At 49.2% G+C, this 16,930-nt stretch carries 25 protein-coding genes; 22 read left to right on the top strand and 3 right to left on the bottom strand.

Translation table 11 applies throughout. The features are described 5' to 3' along the window. Positions 1 to 101: 101 nt before the first annotated feature. Positions 102 to 1,520: a sigma-54-dependent transcriptional regulator gene (locus PZA18_RS03730; protein ID WP_284099451.1), complete on the bottom strand. Its 1,419-nt coding sequence runs from the start codon at positions 1,518 to 1,520 to the stop codon at positions 102 to 104. A 203-nt stretch (positions 1,521 to 1,723) separates the two neighbouring features. On the opposite strand from PZA18_RS03730, the gene PZA18_RS03725 reads away from it, so the two are divergent. The 9 genes from PZA18_RS03725 to PZA18_RS03685 all read left to right on the top strand — a co-directional run bounded on the left by PZA18_RS03725 (position 1,724) and on the right by PZA18_RS03685 (position 7,674). Then, on the top strand, positions 1,724 to 2,533 hold the full coding sequence (locus tag PZA18_RS03725; RefSeq protein ID WP_308447324.1) for an ABC transporter ATP-binding protein: 810 nt from the start codon (positions 1,724 to 1,726) through the stop codon (positions 2,531 to 2,533). Continuing rightward, complete coding sequence (mlaE, locus tag PZA18_RS03720; protein WP_284099448.1) at positions 2,526 to 3,320, top strand: lipid asymmetry maintenance ABC transporter permease subunit MlaE; 795 nt, start codon at positions 2,526 to 2,528, stop codon at positions 3,318 to 3,320. Before PZA18_RS03725 ends, mlaE begins: the two co-directional genes overlap by 8 nt. Positions 3,321 to 3,323: 3 nt before the next feature. Beyond that, positions 3,324 to 3,803, top strand: coding sequence for an outer membrane lipid asymmetry maintenance protein MlaD (gene mlaD / locus PZA18_RS03715; RefSeq protein ID WP_284099447.1), 480 nt, complete (start codon positions 3,324 to 3,326; stop codon positions 3,801 to 3,803). A 57-nt stretch (positions 3,804 to 3,860) separates the two neighbouring features. Next, complete coding sequence (locus PZA18_RS03710; RefSeq protein ID WP_284099446.1) at positions 3,861 to 4,487, top strand: MlaC/ttg2D family ABC transporter substrate-binding protein; 627 nt, start codon at positions 3,861 to 3,863, stop codon at positions 4,485 to 4,487. Positions 4,488 to 4,496: 9 nt separating this feature from the next. Beyond that, entirely contained in the window at positions 4,497 to 4,784 is a 288-nt protein-coding gene (locus PZA18_RS03705; protein ID WP_284099445.1) for an STAS domain-containing protein, read from the top strand. A gap of 61 nt (positions 4,785 to 4,845) precedes the next feature. Continuing rightward, the gene (locus PZA18_RS03700) at positions 4,846 to 5,595 is read left to right on the top strand and encodes an MlaA family lipoprotein (RefSeq protein ID WP_284099444.1); all 750 of its coding nucleotides are present in this window, start codon (positions 4,846 to 4,848) and stop codon (positions 5,593 to 5,595) included. Between the two features lie 77 nt (positions 5,596 to 5,672). Further along, positions 5,673 to 6,587 carry an ABC transporter ATP-binding protein gene (locus PZA18_RS03695; protein ID WP_284099443.1) on the top strand — a complete coding sequence of 305 codons (915 nt, stop codon included), beginning with the start codon at positions 5,673 to 5,675 and terminating at the stop codon, positions 6,585 to 6,587. A gap of 15 nt (positions 6,588 to 6,602) precedes the next feature. After that, positions 6,603 to 7,358: an ABC transporter permease gene (locus PZA18_RS03690; RefSeq protein ID WP_284099552.1), complete on the top strand. Its 756-nt coding sequence runs from the start codon at positions 6,603 to 6,605 to the stop codon at positions 7,356 to 7,358. Between the two features lie 73 nt (positions 7,359 to 7,431). Further along, on the top strand, positions 7,432 to 7,674 hold the full coding sequence (locus PZA18_RS03685) for a BolA family protein (protein WP_284099442.1): 243 nt from the start codon (positions 7,432 to 7,434) through the stop codon (positions 7,672 to 7,674). Here PZA18_RS03685 and PZA18_RS03680 read toward each other — a convergent pair. Beyond that, positions 7,671 to 7,856, bottom strand: coding sequence for a hypothetical protein (locus tag PZA18_RS03680; protein WP_284099441.1), 186 nt, complete (start codon positions 7,854 to 7,856; stop codon positions 7,671 to 7,673). The genes PZA18_RS03685 and PZA18_RS03680 overlap by 4 nt on opposite strands. On the opposite strand from PZA18_RS03680, the gene PZA18_RS03675 reads away from it, so the two are divergent. The 13 genes from PZA18_RS03675 (at position 7,855) to tatC (ending at position 15,699) form a co-directional block, all read left to right on the top strand. Next, on the top strand, positions 7,855 to 8,214 hold the full coding sequence (locus tag PZA18_RS03675) for a DUF4870 domain-containing protein (protein ID WP_284099440.1): 360 nt from the start codon (positions 7,855 to 7,857) through the stop codon (positions 8,212 to 8,214). The two genes, PZA18_RS03680 and PZA18_RS03675, sit on opposite strands and share 2 nt — an antisense overlap. Beyond that, complete coding sequence (gene hisG / locus PZA18_RS03670) at positions 8,214 to 8,855, top strand: ATP phosphoribosyltransferase (protein ID WP_284099439.1); 642 nt, start codon at positions 8,214 to 8,216, stop codon at positions 8,853 to 8,855. Before PZA18_RS03675 ends, hisG begins: the two co-directional genes overlap by 1 nt. 29 nt (positions 8,856 to 8,884) lie before the next feature. Next, the gene (hisD, locus tag PZA18_RS03665; RefSeq protein WP_284099438.1) at positions 8,885 to 10,177 is read left to right on the top strand and encodes a histidinol dehydrogenase; all 1,293 of its coding nucleotides are present in this window, start codon (positions 8,885 to 8,887) and stop codon (positions 10,175 to 10,177) included. Between the two features lie 47 nt (positions 10,178 to 10,224). After that, positions 10,225 to 10,818 (top strand): imidazoleglycerol-phosphate dehydratase HisB, encoded by a 594-nt coding sequence (gene hisB, locus PZA18_RS03660; protein ID WP_284099437.1) that lies wholly within the window; start codon positions 10,225 to 10,227, stop codon positions 10,816 to 10,818. A gap of 21 nt (positions 10,819 to 10,839) precedes the next feature. Then, complete coding sequence (gene hisH, locus PZA18_RS03655) at positions 10,840 to 11,475, top strand: imidazole glycerol phosphate synthase subunit HisH (RefSeq protein ID WP_284099436.1); 636 nt, start codon at positions 10,840 to 10,842, stop codon at positions 11,473 to 11,475. Between the two features lie 43 nt (positions 11,476 to 11,518). Continuing rightward, the gene (gene hisA / locus PZA18_RS03650; protein WP_284099435.1) at positions 11,519 to 12,259 is read left to right on the top strand and encodes a 1-(5-phosphoribosyl)-5-[(5-phosphoribosylamino)methylideneamino]imidazole-4-carboxamide isomerase; all 741 of its coding nucleotides are present in this window, start codon (positions 11,519 to 11,521) and stop codon (positions 12,257 to 12,259) included. A gap of 45 nt (positions 12,260 to 12,304) precedes the next feature. Beyond that, positions 12,305 to 13,078: an imidazole glycerol phosphate synthase subunit HisF gene (gene hisF, locus PZA18_RS03645; RefSeq protein WP_284099434.1), complete on the top strand. Its 774-nt coding sequence runs from the start codon at positions 12,305 to 12,307 to the stop codon at positions 13,076 to 13,078. 70 nt (positions 13,079 to 13,148) lie between these two features. Next, positions 13,149 to 13,523 carry a phosphoribosyl-AMP cyclohydrolase gene (gene hisI, locus PZA18_RS03640; protein WP_284099433.1) on the top strand — a complete coding sequence of 125 codons (375 nt, stop codon included), beginning with the start codon at positions 13,149 to 13,151 and terminating at the stop codon, positions 13,521 to 13,523. A gap of 72 nt (positions 13,524 to 13,595) precedes the next feature. Then, positions 13,596 to 13,928: a phosphoribosyl-ATP diphosphatase gene (locus PZA18_RS03635; RefSeq protein WP_284099432.1), complete on the top strand. Its 333-nt coding sequence runs from the start codon at positions 13,596 to 13,598 to the stop codon at positions 13,926 to 13,928. Beyond that, positions 13,928 to 14,293, top strand: a complete 366-nt coding sequence (locus PZA18_RS03630; protein ID WP_284099431.1) for a histidine triad nucleotide-binding protein — start codon at positions 13,928 to 13,930, stop codon at positions 14,291 to 14,293. Before PZA18_RS03635 ends, PZA18_RS03630 begins: the two co-directional genes overlap by 1 nt. A gap of 13 nt (positions 14,294 to 14,306) precedes the next feature. Next, entirely contained in the window at positions 14,307 to 14,525 is a 219-nt protein-coding gene (gene tatA, locus PZA18_RS03625) for a Sec-independent protein translocase subunit TatA (protein ID WP_284099430.1), read from the top strand. A gap of 2 nt (positions 14,526 to 14,527) precedes the next feature. Beyond that, positions 14,528 to 14,917 (top strand): Sec-independent protein translocase protein TatB, encoded by a 390-nt coding sequence (gene tatB, locus PZA18_RS03620; RefSeq protein ID WP_284099429.1) that lies wholly within the window; start codon positions 14,528 to 14,530, stop codon positions 14,915 to 14,917. A gap of 26 nt (positions 14,918 to 14,943) precedes the next feature. After that, a complete protein-coding gene (gene tatC / locus PZA18_RS03615; RefSeq protein WP_284099428.1) occupies positions 14,944 to 15,699 on the top strand; it encodes a twin-arginine translocase subunit TatC in 756 nt (251 codons plus the stop codon). Positions 15,700 to 15,767: 68 nt separating this feature from the next. Here tatC and PZA18_RS03610 read toward each other — a convergent pair whose 3' ends face one another. Then, positions 15,768 to 16,919: a Do family serine endopeptidase gene (locus tag PZA18_RS03610; RefSeq protein WP_284099427.1), complete on the bottom strand. Its 1,152-nt coding sequence runs from the start codon at positions 16,917 to 16,919 to the stop codon at positions 15,768 to 15,770. Positions 16,920 to 16,930 lie beyond the last annotated feature (11 nt).

Raw genomic sequence — 16,930 nt, 5'->3', positions numbered from 1 at the left:
TTAGTGTTGGCCTGATACGTGTTCAGTCAGCCAAATATCGTGCCTGCAAAGAAGGGGAAAACCATCCAATGCAGTGCCACGGGACTGATGATCAGCCTTTGCTAACGCCGATTGGTTTCGCGCAGGGCGTCCAGTCGACTGTAGAGCGTCGTACGGTTGATGCCCAGCAGTCTTGCGGCTTGGCTCATATTGCCATCTGCTAGTTTCAGTGCGGCATCGATATAAGTCTGCTCCCAATGGCGCAACACCTGATCCAGATTGAAGTTGCTCGCAGTTTGTAGTGCCCGTTTTGCAGAGGTGAGGTCAAGGTTGCCACTGCCCACCGGATTGCTGTCGAGTGCTTCACTATCCAGCTCGGCCTCCAGAATCTGCCTGCTGACGCGCTCACCAGGGTGCTTTGCCAATAGGCGGATCGCGATATTGCGTAGCTCTCTGACATTGCCGGGGAAACTGTAATGTTCGAACAGCTGCCGTGCTGGGTCATCCAGCTGAAACAGGCGGGTATTCAATTCATTGGCATACAACTTCGAGAAATGCTCAAGCAACACCCAGCGATCATCTTCAAGCTCCCGCAGGGCGGGCGTTTCAATCGTCAGGACTGACAGACGGTGGTAAAGATCTGAGCGGAATTCTCCCAGCCGGGATAGCTGTCGCAAGTCTCGGTTGGTTGCCGCCACAATTCGTGCGTGGCTTTGCCGGGTCTGCGTTTCTCCAACGCGCTGATATTCACCGTTTTCCAGCACTCTTAATAATTTGGATTGCAGATCCAGCGGGAGCTCGCCGATCTCATCCAGAAACAGCGTGCCTTCCCCTGCCTCCTCAAAGTAGCCGGCTTTCGAACCTGTTGCCCCAGTGAATGCGCCTTTTGCATGGCCAAACAGCGTTGCTTCAATCAGCGATGCATTCAATGCAGCACAGTTCAGTGCGAGAAAAGGTGAAGGGTGGCGTGGGCTGCTGCTGTGCAGGGCCTTGGCTACGGCTTCCTTGCCAGAACCCGACTCACCTATGATCAGCACCGGGAAGGGGGCACTGGCAAACTGGTGAATTTGCCGCTTCAGTCGTTCCATGAGAGGGCTCTGGCCAATGAGCCCAGCCACTTCAAGCGCGGGCTGCATGGCCCGCTCGGCAGTCTGCACATTGAGCGCCTGTGCCAGCACGGTACGAATTTCCTTCGGGTCTGCAGGCTTGGCAACGAAATCAATGGCGCCGAGTGTGCGGGCGTGCATGGCATTGGCTGGGGATGACTGGCCCGACAGCACAATGACCTTGATGTCGGGCTGCAGAGCCAGAAGTTCTACAACCAGGCGAAAACCCTCGTCCGGACGGTGAGGGGAGGGAGGGAGACCCAGATCAACCAGTGCAATCCGGGCTTTAAATTCAACCGAAGTCGCAACCGCGATGGCTTCGTTGCGCGATGCAGCAGTACGGATGGCGTAGCTGTCTGATAACACGAAGCTCAACGTGTCACAAATCAGCGCGTCGTCATCTACGATCAAGAGTCCCGGTAGCGGAGCTGTCATCGGCGTTTCCTGTGCGTCGAGATTCCGACAAGCATAGCACGCTTTGAAATGTAGGCTTTTTGCGGAAAATGTGGACCGATTTCCATTCCTGGTGTCGTGTTCTGACAACACCAATATGCTGTGCAAATTGTTGCTGTGCAATGGGTTGCTTTAAAATCGTTGTCTTGGCGCAACGACTGCCCACTCTTTTTTCATTCCGCACTGTGTCCTCTGATCCTCTCGTCGAAATCGACAATGTCACGTTTGCTTACGACCAGCGAACCATCCTGAACGGAATTAATCTATCCATTCCCAAGGGTAAAGTGGTTGCCATCATGGGTGGCTCTGGCTGCGGTAAGACCACTTTGCTGCGTCTGATCGGTGGTCAGGTTCGTCCTTCCAAAGGCGCGGTGCGGGTTGCCGGGCAGGTGGTAAACGAATTGAAGCAGGACGAGCTGTATGCCTTACGACGCAAAATGGGCATGCTGTTTCAATTCGGCGCTTTGTTTACCGATATGTCTGTGTTTGACAATGTCGCGTTTCAAATGCGTGAGCACACAGATCTACCAGAATCAATGATTCGTGATCTCGTGTTGATGAAGCTGCATGCAGTGGGGCTGCGTGGCGCTGCCCATTTGCTGCCCTCCGAGCTCTCGGGCGGCATGGCGCGGCGGGTTGCACTGGCCCGGGCTATTGCGCTTGATCCGATGCTCATGATGTATGACGAACCTTTTGCAGGCCTTGACCCTATCTCTCTGGGTGTAATCGGTCAGCTTATCCGCCGTCTGAATGATGCTTTAGGCGCGACTTCGATTGTAGTGACGCATGACGTGATGGAGTCGCTCGCGATTGTCGATTATGTCTACTTCGTGTCCGCTGGCAGCATTGTGGCTGAAGGCACGCCAGAGCAGATCAGGGCATCTGAAATGCCTTTTGTTCACCAGTTTGTGAAAGGTGAGCCGGATGGTCCGGTCCCCTTCCATTACCCTGCACCGGATTACCGTGATGCACTTGTAGGAGGCAGGAATGCTTGATTGGGGCGGTCGCCGGATTAGTGCGATCGGAGCGGTGCTGGTCAATGCCTTGATGCGGGCAGGTTTTGCAGCACGCTTCTTGTTGGCAATATTGCTCAATTCCGGAACGGCCTTCCGTCGTTTTGGACTAACGATCCGTGAAATCTATTTCACGGGGGTCCTTTCCCTGATCATCATTCTTGTTTCCGGTTTGTTTGTTGGCATGGTGCTGGGTTTGCAGGGGTACGACACCTTGCAGCGCTTTGGCGCATCCGAGGCACTTGGGGTTCTGGTGTCGCTGAGCTTGGTACGGGAGCTCGGGCCGGTAGTGGGCGGGCTGTTGTTTGCCAGCCGTGCGGGTTCAGCCATTACTGCTGAGATTGGTCTGATGAAGGCGACCGAGCAGCTGTCTGCCATGGAAATGATGGCGGTCAACCCGATAGCCCGGGTAGTCGGCCCACGTTTCTGGGCGGGGGTTATCTCAATGCCTCTGCTGGCGGCGATGTTCAGCGCCATGGGTGTGCTGGGTGGGTATGTGGTGGGGGTCCTGTTGATTGGTGTGGACTCCGGCTCGTTCTGGTCGCAGATGCAAGCATCTGTCGACTTTGCCAATGACATCATGAATGGTGTCATCAAGAGTATTGTTTTCGGTATTGCCGTGTCCTTGATTGCGGTATTCGAAGGTTATGACGCAGACCCGACTGCGGAAGGAGTTTCCGGGGCGACCACCCGTACGGTAGTCACTTCGTCACTGGCAATCCTCGGGCTTGATTTCATCCTTACCGCTTTCATGTTTCGAGGATTATAAAAAGTGAATCGCAAATTCTATGACTTTTGGGTTGGGTTGTTTGCTGTACTCGGATTTGCCGCGCTGGCTTTCCTGGCCTTGAGAGTCGCTAATATGCAAACTGTGCGTCAGCACGAAACCTACAAAATTAGCGCCGAGTTCGACAACATAGGTGGGCTCAAGGTGCGAGCCCCCATTAAAAGTGCTGGCGTGGTAGTTGGACGGGTGTCGGGTATTGCTCTGGATCCGAAACGCTACCGCGCGGTGGTATCGATGGAGCTGGATCGCCAATACCTGTTTAGCCGTGATGCTTCGGCTGAAATTCTCACATCAGGCATTCTTGGCGAACAATATATTGGTGTTTCTCCTGGTGCAGAGGAAACCATGTTGAAAGATGGTGATCGAATCAAGCTGACATCGTCTGCAATCGTGCTTGAGCAACTGATCAGCCAGATGCTGTTCAATAAAGCTGCCGATGGTAGTTCGGGCGGCAATAAACAATAGTCCCATTCCCGTTGAATGGCCTGAACCGCACATATCGAATATCTGATTGAGGAATATATGAATAAGTTTTTTGCCCTGTTTGTTGCCGCTGTTGTCGGCCTGACCGGGATTGCGCGTGCTGCAGATGCTGTACCGGTGCCAGAAGCGATGGTTCGCGCAACCAGCAAGGAAGTTATGGAAGTCTTGAAGAAAGAGAGTCTTCCGGGTAATGAAAAGAAGTTGCGCGATTTGATTGAGGCAAAGATCCTGCCAAGCTTTGACTTCACGCGTATTACTGCCCAGGCCGTTGGGAAGCATTGGCGCGATGCGTCGCCAGAGCAGCAAGCTGCATTGGTGCGAGAGTTTCGCACACTGCTGGTTCGTACTTACTCCACCGCTTTGACGGCAAACAAAGTACAAGGTATTGACGTCAAGCCGTTAAAGATGGGGGATGCGGATACGGACGTCATCGTGAAAACCGAAGTTGCAAATGGTGGTAATCAAGCATTTCCCATCGACTACAAGCTGCTCAAAGTATCGAACAACTGGAAGGTATACGATGTGGCGGTCGACGGGGTAAGTCTCGTAACCAATTACCGTAACTCATTTAATCAGACTATCCTGAAGGATGGTCTGGATGGCTTGATCAAGGCTCTGTCGGAGCGTAATGCTTCGGCACAAGCAGTCAAGACCACTGCAAAGTAAGAGGCTGGCATGACCATTGGACTGGTACAGGTGTTTGGCAGTATTACCTTGGAGTCGGTGGGCCGGGTTGCACGGGATACTGCAAATTTGCCTGAGGATGATACGGTGGTCTTCGACATGGGGCGGGTAACCGAGGTTGATTCAACGGCGGTTGCCCAGTTACTTCACTGGATTCGGGTGTGCCAGCAGGGTAACAAGCAAGTTCGATTTCGAAATATGCCCGAAAGCTTACTTGCGCTCGCCGACTTGTATGGCGTAGATGCGATGCTCCCTGTTGACGTTGAGGGTATAGCCTGATTTTTGCATTGTCCTCAGCGAGCCAGGAAGTATGGTCATTAAATGATTGGTGGAATTTGAAATGCGAACACTGCTCTCAATATGCGTTGCTGTAGCCCTGACGGGCTGTGCTACGCCTGCCAATCGTTATGATCCACTAGAGCCACTTAATCGCAAGGTTTATGCATTCAACGATGCGTTGGACAGGGCTGTAGTGAAACCTGTTGCGCAAGGGTATGTAGCCATTACTCCTGCCCCCGTACGTACGGCATTCGGTAATTTTCTGGGTAATCTGCAAGACGTTTATATTGCGTTGAATGGATTGTTACAGGGGAAGGTCCGGCAGGCAGGGTCGGATGCTGGCCGATTTGTCGTTAACTCCACTCTGGGTCTATTGGGCTTGATCGATATTGCGACACCTATCGGCTTTCCCAAGCACAATGAAGATTTTGGTCAGACTCTGGGAAGCTGGGGGATTGGCTCCGGCCCTTATCTGGTGCTGCCCGTCCTGGGTCCAAGAACCCTGCGGGATAGCGTTGATATTCCGGTTGCGGCCAAGTTGCAGCCGATTAATCAGATCAATGATGTGCAGACCCTAAATGGCCTGAGAGTAATGGAGGCTATTGACCAAAGAGCACGATTGTTATCGGCGGGGGAGTTACTGGACACGGCGGCTCTGGATCCATATTCCTTTCTGCGGGATGGTTATCTGCAGCGCCGTTACAATCTGATATACGATGGTTCTCCGCCCAAGCCTCTGCCAATGGGTGAAGATGATGTCGATGTAAAAGGGCTTGATGTGTCTGAGCCCGCAAGCCCTTCTATTCAATAACGTTTCCTCTTCGGTATGCCGAGTTTGCCAGGCCATTGGCTGTGCTGCCTACCGCTTAACTCTCTCTGAGGCAGCTCATGCCTGACGCGATTTCCTTCCGATCCATTCGTAAACAGTTTGGAAGTTTGAGGGCTCTGGATGGGGTGGAATTCACCATACAGGAGGGGGAGTTCTTTGCCTTGCTCGGGCCGAATGGCGCAGGGAAAACAACACTTATTTCGATATTGGGTGGCTTGACCAAGCCTGACTCTGGTAAGGCAGAGGTGATGGGTTTTGATGTTCAAACACACTATCGAGAAGCGCGCCGCAATGTCGGTATCGTGCCGCAAGAGCTGGTATTTGACCCATTCTTTACTGTTCGCGAGACTCTCAAGTTCCAGTCTGGATATTTTGGACTTCGCAATAACCAGAACTGGATAGATGAAATTCTGGAGAATTTAGGGTTGGAGGATAAAGCCGATACGAATATGCGTGCATTATCTGGTGGAATGAAGCGCAGGGTGATGGTAGCCCAAGCGCTCGTACATCGTCCGCCAGTCATTGTCTTGGATGAGCCGACAGCAGGGGTGGACGTTGAGCTGAGACAGACCTTGTGGGATTTCATCAAGCGGTTGAATGAGAAGGGTCATACGATTGTTCTTACAACACACTATTTAGAAGAGGCCGAAGTCTTGTGTAACCGAATAGCGATGTTGCGCCAAGGCAAGGTGATCGCTTTGGATACGAAAGACAATCTGCTGTCAGAGCATCAGTCGGTGCGCAGCCTGAATATTCGACTGTCGGGTGGAAACCTACCACGAGGCTTGCACAACAAATTAATTAGCAAGCAACATGATCAATATCAGATTCGACTTTCTTCGCCCGAGGAGTTGGAGTGGGTATTGGCGGAAATACGTGTGGCTGGTTTACAGATTCTTGATATGGGTCTGGATAAGCCAGATCTTGAACAAGTATTTGTTGCGACCATGCGCAGGCATGATGCACATGCATAGTAGGCAAAGCCCATGATGCGAGGTTTTTATACGCTGTTTATTAAAGAGCTGATGCGATTCTGGAAAGTGAGCTTCCAAACGGTTGCGGCACCAGTGCTCACAGCGTTACTTTATCTATTAATATTCTCCCATGTATTGCAGAAGCAAGTGCAGCCTTATCCTGGTGTTCAGTATGTAGAGTTTCTGATACCTGGATTGGCGATGATGTCGATGTTGCAAAATGCTTTTGCTAATAGCTCTTCCAGTTTGATTCAGTCAAAAATAACCGGCAATTTGGTATTTATTTTACTTCCCCCATTATCGCATTTTGAGTTGTTTCTGGCGTATGTCTTGGCAGCCATTGTCCGGGGTATGGTTGTTGGCGCTGGAGTATTGGCGGTGACTTGCTGGATGGCACCGCCTGCTCTGCAACATCCGCTTTGGGTAATGGTATTCGCATTATTAGGCTGTGGTGTAATGGCGACATTGGGTCTGATTGCGGGGATTTGGGCTGAGAAATTTGATCAGCTTGCAGCATTTCAGAATTTTATCATCGTACCGTTGACTTTTTTGTCCGGGGTTTTCTACTCAATTCATACCCTACCCGATATCTGGTTGAGAATATCGCATTTGAATCCCGTATTTTATATGATCGACGGTTTTCGATTTGGATTCTTTGGCGTAGGGGATGTATCGCCCTGGATGAGTTTATGCGTAGTGTTTTTGACGTTTCTAACTTTGGCAGGTTCGGCAATACTTCTGATCTGTACGGGATATAAATTAAGACATTAAGTCTCGCTGCGCAGGGGATTATGCTTTTTTCTGACTTTCGACGATTGAAAATCTTTTTGTGGGTAATTGGTAAATGTTAAAACCTGAAGTGCTCGCCCAATATATAGCGGCTGGTGTCAAATGCGATGTTTTGGAAGTATCCGGTGACGGCCATCATTTTGAGGCAACGATCGTCAGTGTCGAGTTTTCTGGTAAGAGTCGCATCCAACAGCATCAGATTGTGTACCGTGCGCTTGGCGATAGGATGCGTGAAGAAGTGCACGCACTGTCAATGAAGACTTTTAGTCCGGAAGAATGGGCGAGCAAGAACGGCTAGATGGTTATTGCTTGTCGCTGTGAGGGGGCTTTGTTTGCCATAGGCTCCGAAACACGGCTTGGTAATAAATTTTCCATGCTTGCTCGTTGTGCGGTAGTGTTCCAGTCTAAGCTGGGGTCGATGTCGCGGGCTTGTTGGACTTTCAATTTGCCGATGGTCGGATTAGCAAGGAGGTTTTGCATGGAAAGTGTTCCCACACCACTAAATCCCCAGGAGCGCACATGGGGAATGTTGGCGCATTTATCTGCTTTATCGGGCTACCTGGTTCCGATGGGATGGATCCTTGGCCCACTGATCATCTGGCTGATCAAGAAAGATGAAATGCCTTTTGTTGCGTACCATGGAAAAGAGGCACTGAACTTTCAGATCACACTCTTTATTGCTGGACTGATTTGCACGCCTTTGGTGCTGATCCTCATTGGTATTCCTTTATTGATATTGCTAGTGATTGTTGGTGTCGTTTTTACTGTCATCGCTGGCATCAAGGCCAATGAAGGGGTCGCCTATCGCTACCCTTTCGCTCTAAGGTTAATTAAGTAATGTCCATTACCATAGCTCTGTCAAAAGGGCGTATTTTCGAAGAAACCCTGCCACTTCTCGCTGCTGCAGGTATCGAACCTCTTGAATCACCAGATTCGTCCCGTAAGCTGATTATTGATACCAATCACGCAGAGATTCGCCTGATCATTGTTCGGGCAACCGACGTGCCAACTTATGTGCAATACGGGGCTGCGGATATCGGTGTGGCCGGGCATGATGTATTGCTTGAGCATGGCGGTGCAGGTTTGTATCAGCCCGTAGATTTACGTATTGCCCAATGCCGCTTGATGGTGGCAACCAGAGTGGGATTCGACTATGAGGCTGCGGTGAGGCAAGGGGCGAGGTTGCGTGTTGCAACAAAATATACGGAGAGTGCTCGTCAACACTTTGCGAAAAAAGGGGTTCATGTTGATCTGATCAAGTTATACGGATCAATGGAATTGGCGCCTCTGGTTGGTTTGGCCGATGCCATTGTTGACTTGGTCAGTACAGGGAGCACATTGAAGGCCAATCAACTGGTAGCGGTTGAGCATGTACTGGATGTTAGCTCCCGGTTGGTCGTCAATCAGGCCGCACTCAAACTTAAGCGCAAACAATTGCAACCCCTGCTGGATCAGATCGCCTCCGCGATATCTTGTTAGCCTGATTCCCAATAAAAGCCAATCTCTGTATGCAACGTCTTATTACCACACAAACTGATTTCAATTCGAAATTGGAAGCTCTGCTGGCTTTCGACCCCACCTTGGGGGGAGATGTTGAGCATGCGGTTAATGCAATCACCGAGCAGGTGCGGGTACGAGGAGATGCCGCCTTATTGGAATACACCCAGCGCTTTGATGGAATCAGTGTCACTGCAGTTTCTGAGTTGCGACTTGGTCGCGACGAACTTGAGCGGGCATTTCTGGCTTTGAGTGAGCCAGACCGTGATGCATTGCGGACAGCCACTCAACGCATTCGCACTTATCATGAGCATCAAAAAGCTACTTCGTGGCGCTATACCGACGAATATGGTTCGATATTGGGGCAAATTGTTACGCCGCTTGATCGCGTGGGGATTTATGTGCCTGGCGGCAAGGCTGCTTACCCCTCATCGGTACTGATGAATGCCATTCCAGCTAAGGTAGCAGGGGTAGAGGAAATCATCATGGCGGTGCCGACTCCGCGTGGTGAAAAGAATGAACTGGTTTTGGCTGCTGCTTATATTGCCGGCGTCGATCAGGTTTTCACAATGGGGGGGGCGCAAGCAATTGCTGCCTTGGCTTACGGAACACAAACCATTCCGGCGGTTGATAAGATCACCGGTCCCGGCAATGCTTACGTTGCAGCGGCAAAGCGCAAGGTTTTTGGTGTGGTTGGCATTGACATGATTGCCGGGCCATCTGAGATCCTGATTCTGTGTGACGGCACGACAGATCCGGATTGGATTGCCATGGATCTGTTCAGTCAAGCGGAGCATGATGAAGTAGCTCAGGCCATACTGATTGCTACCTCGGCGGAATACCTTGATCGTGTTTCTGCCGCCATCGACAAGCTGTTGCCAACCATGCCGAGAGCGGAAATCATTTCGGCCTCATTGCGGAATCGAGGAGCATTGATTTGCGCAGCAGATCCGGATGAAGCTTGTGAGATAGCTAACAGGATTGCTCCAGAGCATTTGGAATTGTCTGTCGAGTTCCCGGATCAGTGGTTACCAAAATTACGGCATGCGGGGGCAATTTTCATTGGAAAGTACAGTTCGGAGTCATTGGGTGATTACTGTGCCGGGCCAAATCATGTGCTGCCCACCTCCAGAACTGCCCGCTTTGCCAGCCCGCTTGGCGTTTACGATTTCCAGAAGCGCACTAGTTTGCTGGATATTTCCCACCCCGGAGCGCAAGCGCTTGGTGTGGTCGCGGATCGACTCGCCACCGGAGAGGGCTTGGCTGCGCATGCTGCGTCAGCCCGGATGCGGCTGGATAAATGAAAATAAGATCGATTTGATTTGTTTTTATTGGCAAATGAATGGTCATTATGAGACAGGCCTTAATTTCCAGAAATACGCTGGAAACGCAAATTTCAGTATCAATTAATCTCGATGGAACAGGAAAGTGTCATTTTGATACCGGTGTCCCATTTCTAGAGCATATGCTGGATCAGATAGGTCGACACGGGTTGATTGATATTGAAATTATTGCAAAAGGTGATTTGCATATTGATGCTCATCATACTGTTGAGGATATAGGAATCACCTTTGGTCAGGCCTTGGCATCTGCGTTGGGCGATAAGAGAGGTATTCGCCGATATGGTCATGCTTATGTCCCGCTTGATGAAGCCTTGAGCAGAGTGGTGATTGATTTATCGGGAAGACCAGGCTTGGTTTATGAGGTGCAATATACCCGTGCCACGATAGGCCAATTTGATGTTGATCTTTTCTCCGAGTTTTTTCATGGATTGGTCAATCACTCAATGATGACACTGCACATTGATAACCTGCGTGGTGTCAATGCACATCATCAAGCTGAAACTATATTCAAAGCATTTGGTCGAGCTTTGAGAATGGCTGTTGAAATGGATGGTCGTATGGGGAGTTTAACGCCATCTACAAAAGGTACCCTGATTGGCTGATATTTTTATTGATTGCAAACTATGCAGATAGCAGTAATTGATTATGGTATGGGCAATTTGAGATCTGTTCTGCGTGCCATGGAGCATGTGGCGCCAGATGCTGACATTGTTCTGACTAGCGATGCAAAAGTTGTGGCAGGTGCCGACAAAGTGGTATTTCCTGGGCAGGGCGCCATGCGCGACTGCATGGCGCAAGTAGAGCAGCGGGGGTTGCGAGACGCCATTGTGAAAGCCGCGTATTGCAAGCCTTTTCTCGGAATCTGTGTGGGGGCGCAACTGCTGTTTGAGCACAGCGAAGAAGGCGATACTGCTGGCTTGGGAATTTTTGCGGGTAAGGTAGTGCGCTTCCCAAGTGGCCAGAAGAATGCTGCTGGCGATACTCTGAAGGTTCCCCACATGGGTTGGAATACTGTCACTTTGTCACCGCACCCGCTTTGGTCGGGCATCGAAAGTGGCCAGCGTTTCTACTTCGTGCATAGTTATTACATGGTACCCGCTGATAACGCTCTGACTATCGCTGAGGCAGATTACCCCTTTCGCTTCACGGCAGCCGTGGCTAGGGGTAACATCTTCGCTACCCAGTTTCACCCGGAGAAGAGCCAAGCGGATGGCCTTCGATTGCTGAAGAATTTTGTGCAGTGGGATGGCACCTGCTAGCAGGTTGATATCCTCCTTTTAATTCCTAATTGCCTGTATTTGTATGCTCATCATTCCCGCTATTGATCTCAAGGATGGACAGTGTGTTCGGCTTAAGCAGGGCGATATGGATGCCGCAACAGTTTTTTCAGATGCGCCCCAGATTGTTGCTCGACAGTGGCTGGATGCAGGGGCGAGGCGCTTGCATCTCGTTGATTTAAATGGTGCTTTCGCGGGTAAGCCAAAGAACCTAGAGGCAATCAAAGAGATTATTAAGGTTGTGGATGCAAAGATTCCAGTTCAGTTAGGAGGGGGTATTCGTGATCTGGAAACTATCGAAAAATACCTTGATGCGGGCTTGAGCTACGTCATCATCGGCACTGCTGCGGTAAAACGGCCGGGCTTTTTACATGAAGCGTGTGATGCTTTCCCCGGTCAGATTGTCGTTGGTCTGGACGCCAAAGATGGCAAAGTAGCTACGGATGGCTGGTCGAAAGTAACGGGTCATGATGTTTTGGATCTCGCCAAACGGTTTGAAGACTATGGTGTTGAATCGATCATATATACCGATATTGGTCGTGATGGCATGCTGTCTGGCGTAAATATTGATGCTACGGTAAAGCTCGCCAAGGCGTTGACAGTACCTGTAATTGCCTCGGGTGGATTGCATAATTTGGAGGACATAAAGTCCTTGTGTGCCGTTGAAAGTGAAGGTGTGGTTGGGGTAATTGCAGGTCGCTCAATTTATGAAGGAACAATTGATTTTGCCGCCGCTCAGTTATTGGCAGATGAATTGACCATCTGATTTGATTGCATTATTAACCCTTCCATCATTGTTGGATTGAGTCCTATGCTGGCTAAGCGTGTAATTCCCTGTTTGGATGTGAATGCCGGCAGAGTTGTAAAGGGTATAAATTTCGTTGGTTTGAGAGATGCAGGAGATCCTGTAGAGATTGCCCGCCGTTATGATGAGCAAGGGGCGGATGAACTGACTTTCCTTGATATTACTGCCACGTCAGAGAATCGAGATCTGATTCTTCCAATTATTGAGGCTGTAGCAGATCAAGTATTTATTCCTTTAACTGTCGGTGGGGGCGTAAGATCCATACATGACGTGCGTCGGCTTCTGAATGCCGGTGCAGATAAAGTCGGCGTCAATTCTGCTGCAGTTTCGAATCCCTCGTTGATCAGAGAAATTTCAGACTATTTCGGCTCCCAGTGCATTGTTCTGGCCATAGATGTCAAGCGTATTTCTTCTGATAAAAATGAGCCTAGATGGGAAGTGTTTACACATGGTGGCCGAACCGGCACTGGCCTAGATGCTGTCGAATGGGCGGTACGTATGCAGGAGTTGGGGGCGGGCGAGATTCTTCTGACATCTATGGATAAGGATGGCACCCGTTCTGGCTTTGATCTAGAGCTGACACATGCAGTGGCAAAAGAAGTGGATATACCGGTAATTGCGTCAGGCGGTGTTGGTTCCTTGCAGGACTTGGTTGATGGAGTAAAGCTGGGGATGGCTGATGCCGTGTTAGCTGCCAGCATTTTCCATTTCGGGGAGTATACTGTCAGCGATGCAAAGAGATTGATGCGGGCTGCCGGTATTGAAGTGCGACTTTCCTGATCTAGCTCACGGTGGATTCTGCTGGTGAAAAATTGATCCATCTGACGGTGTTGCATTTTTGAAAGCATATATGTCTGAGAATTGGTTGGGAGCGATTTGCTGGAACAATGATGGTTTGGTTCCCGTCATTGCACAGGACGTCGTTTCTAACAAAGTTTTGATGATGGCCTGGATGAGCAGAGAGACATTGAAACTGTCTGTTGAGACAGGCTTTGCCCATTATTGGTCTCGCTCCCGCAATAAGATTTGGAAAAAAGGCGAAGAGTCTGGACATTTACAAGCAATTGAGGAATTTCTTCTTGATTGTGATAGCGATGTACTCCTAATCAAGGTAAAGCAAGTTGGTGGTGTGGCCTGCCATACGGGGAGAGAGAGTTGTTTTTTCAGGCGATATGGTCATGGCGAGTGGGAGGTTATTTCTCCCGTAATTAAGGTGATGACTTGATCATTTTTATAGTGAAATATTGTTGTAATTTCTCCTCTATAAAGTGATAAGTTTATTTGGTATTCCATAAATATGATCGACGTTAAAATTCTTGAACGCATCGCAAACACCCTGGAAAGTAGGAAGGCGGCGGATCCAACCGCTTCCTATGTGTCTAGCCTGTTTAGTAAAGGGCAGGACGCCATTCTAAAGAAGGTTGGTGAGGAAGCCGTTGAAACTATTATGGCGGCAAAAGATGAAGATGCCCTTCACCTCGTTAGAGAAATTGCTGATCTCTGGTTTCACTCAATGATTCTTTTATCATTCAAGGGGTTGGGGCCTTCTGATGTATTGGCCGAATTAGCCCGGAGAGAGGGTATTTCGGGTATCGAAGAAAAGCTCGGTCGAATGGAGATTAAGGAATAATGAGCCAGTGCATTTTTTGTTCGATTGTAAATGGTGCAATTCCGTCAAATAAGATTTTTGAGTCGGATGAGATGATCGCCATTCATGATATTCACCCAGTGGCTCCTGTGCACTTTCTGCTTATCCCAAAGTTGCATATCAGCTCAATGCTTGATGTGAAAGATGAGCACCATGAATTGTTAGGAAAGATTTTGGTAAAGGCGCCTTCGTTGGCTAAAGGCCTTGGCCTATCAGATGGATTTCGTACTGTAATCAATACAGGGGCCAGTCACGGGCAGTCAGTTTTTCATCTGCATGTGCATATAATTGGTAATCCGTCGCAAGATGGCTTGAAAGCAGGAATTGATCAGTTATTGACGCTGTAGGGTGGAGTAAATTATGGGCTCGTTTAGTCTTTTTCATTGGCTTGTTGTTTTGGTGATTGTGGTATTGGTTTTTGGTACAAAGAAATTAAGTGGCTTAGGTAAAGACTTAGGTAGTGGTATTCGCGGATTTAAAGAAGGCTTGAAAGGTGATGAAGAGGTAAAGGATAGTTCTATAAAAAATACGGGTGCCGAGGCGGAGTCTGGCTCTGTAACTGGAAAAGATAAGCGTTAACAGTGTTTGATTTTAGTTTTGGTGAGATTCTGGTAATTGGTGGTGTTGCGCTGATCGTGATCGGACCGGAGCGATTGCCTAAGGTAGCAAAAACCATTGGTCATATTGTTGGCAGAGCGCAACGCTATGTCGCCTCAGTAAAGGCTGATATATCAAGAGAAATCGAGTTGGAGAATTTGCGTAAGATTGAGGCTGATATGAATGAGGCGGGAAGAAATCTAACGCAAAATGTCGAAGGTACTTTCCACCAGGTTTCTGCAAGCCTTACTACTCCCTCGCTAGATACTGATTCCGACGAGATAAGTCGGGTAAATGGCGATATTTTGCTAGATAGCCGAGAGACAATAACTCGAAATTCTGACAGTTCCTCGTCTGCGCGGGATCGGCGTTAATCTTAAAATATTTACTATTCCCGTATATGCAAGAAGAATTACAACCACTGATTGTTCATTTGATCGAATTGCGCCAGCGCCTGCTTCGCTCCGTGGTCGTATTGGCGGTTGTCTTCTTCTCTCTTATTGCTTGGTCAAACGATATATTTCATCTACTTGCGCTGCCCCTGTTGAAGGCACTAAAGGCTTTGCCTGTACAGGGGGAGATGATAGCCACCGAGGTTACGACCCCTTTCTTTGTGCCAATGAAAGTCACTGCAATGGTGGCATTTATCATCACGTTACCTCATACGTTATATCAAGCATGGTCATTTGTGGCACCAGGTTTATATCAGCATGAGAAGCGATTTGCTTTGCCTGTATTGGCTTCCAGTGTGGTGCTCTTTATAGTAGGTATGGCATTCGCGTATTTTCTTGTTTTTCCTGTCGTGTTTGGATTTATGACGACATCCGCGCCGCAAGGTGTGAAGATGTCTACCGATATCGATAAATATGTCTCATTTGTTCTCGGGATGTTTTTGGCGTTTGGCTGTACTTTCGAAGTTCCTGTTGTCGTCGTATTACTTGCGAAGATGGGATTCGTTAGCGTAACGAAACTTCGCGAGGCCCGCCCATATGTAATTGTTGGCGCTTTCGTGATTGCAGCAATTGTTACCCCCCCCGATGTACTGTCTCAGGTAATGCTTGCGGTACCCTTATGGGTTTTGTATGAGGTTGGGTTGTTGATCGCCAGAGTTTGGATTGCCTCCCCAGAAAAAGATCTGGTGGAGCCCAACACTTAGTCGCGGACATTTACTTAGTGTTTTGAATTGCTCTTTATTTAGAGCCGCATTTAAGGTGCGGCCTTTTGCTATTGGGCTTGTATGCGTGGGCGCTTTCCAATCGTGACGTTTATCGACAATAAACGTTTATCTCTGATAATTTTCAGAGAGGCAATCTTATTGGGGGGTAAGCTGGCAATGACGTTTAGCATTTCGGTGGAGTCTTGAATTTTCCTTCCCGCAATTTCGGTCAGGACATCGCCGGGCTTGATTCCTGCGCTATCGGCCGGACTATCGCGTACCACACCGGTTACCAGTACGCCTTGTTGCCCGGCATTCAATTTTAGCGAGTTCGCTATATCAGGAGTCATATCTTGAGGCTCTACACCAAGCCAGCCTCGCGTAACGCTACCATCTTGAATCAGTTGCTCCATGACTTGGCGGACAGTTGTTGCTGGAATCGCAAATCCTATACCCATAGATCCACCGCTCTTGGAATATATTGCGCTGTTGATGCCAATTAAATTGCCCGTTGAGTCAATCAGTGCGCCACCAGAATTGCCTGGATTAATTGCGGCATCTGTCTGAATGAAGTTCTCGAAGGTATTGATTCCCAGTTGAGAGCGTCCCAGAGCCGAGACGATCCCCATGGTTACTGTCTGCCCCACGCCAAACGGGTTTCCAATCGCAAGTACAACATCCCCAACTTGCAGTTGCTCGGGATGTCCGAATTGGATGGAAGGAATGTCGGGTAGGTCAATTTTAATTACCGCGAGGTCTGTTTCAGGATCTGAACCAATAACCTTCCCCTCTGTCGTTCTGCCATCAGCTAAGGCGACTTCAATTTCATCTGCGGACTCAACAACATGGTTATTGGTGATGATGTATCCCTGTGGACTGACTACAACCCCTGAGCCCAAGCTCGAAGATTGCTGACTGTCGTTTTGCTCCGGCCTTTCGCCAAAAAAACGGCGAAAAAATGGATCATCCAGAAGCGGGTGGCGCGGTGTTCTGACAACTTTGCTTGAATAGATATTTACGACTGATGGAATGGCCCGCTTGACGCCATCGCGATAGGAGTTTGCAATTGGCGCCTTGCTTGAAGGGTACGACTGCTCTTTGAGGGTTACTATTTCAGATGTAGGTCGAGGGAGCCAACTGGGTTTAAGTAGGGTGACCAAGAACCAGATCGCCAATCCGGCGGTGGTTGTTTGAGCAAAAATCAGCCATAGCTTTTTCATTGATTTATCAA

The organism is Parachitinimonas caeni (assembly GCF_030129945.1).
In the GTDB taxonomy this organism is placed as follows: Bacteria; Pseudomonadota; Gammaproteobacteria; order Burkholderiales; family Chitinimonadaceae; genus Parachitinimonas; species Parachitinimonas caeni.
Note: the sequence above shows the minus strand (reverse complement) of the source record. Positions and strands in the feature narration are given on the sequence as shown.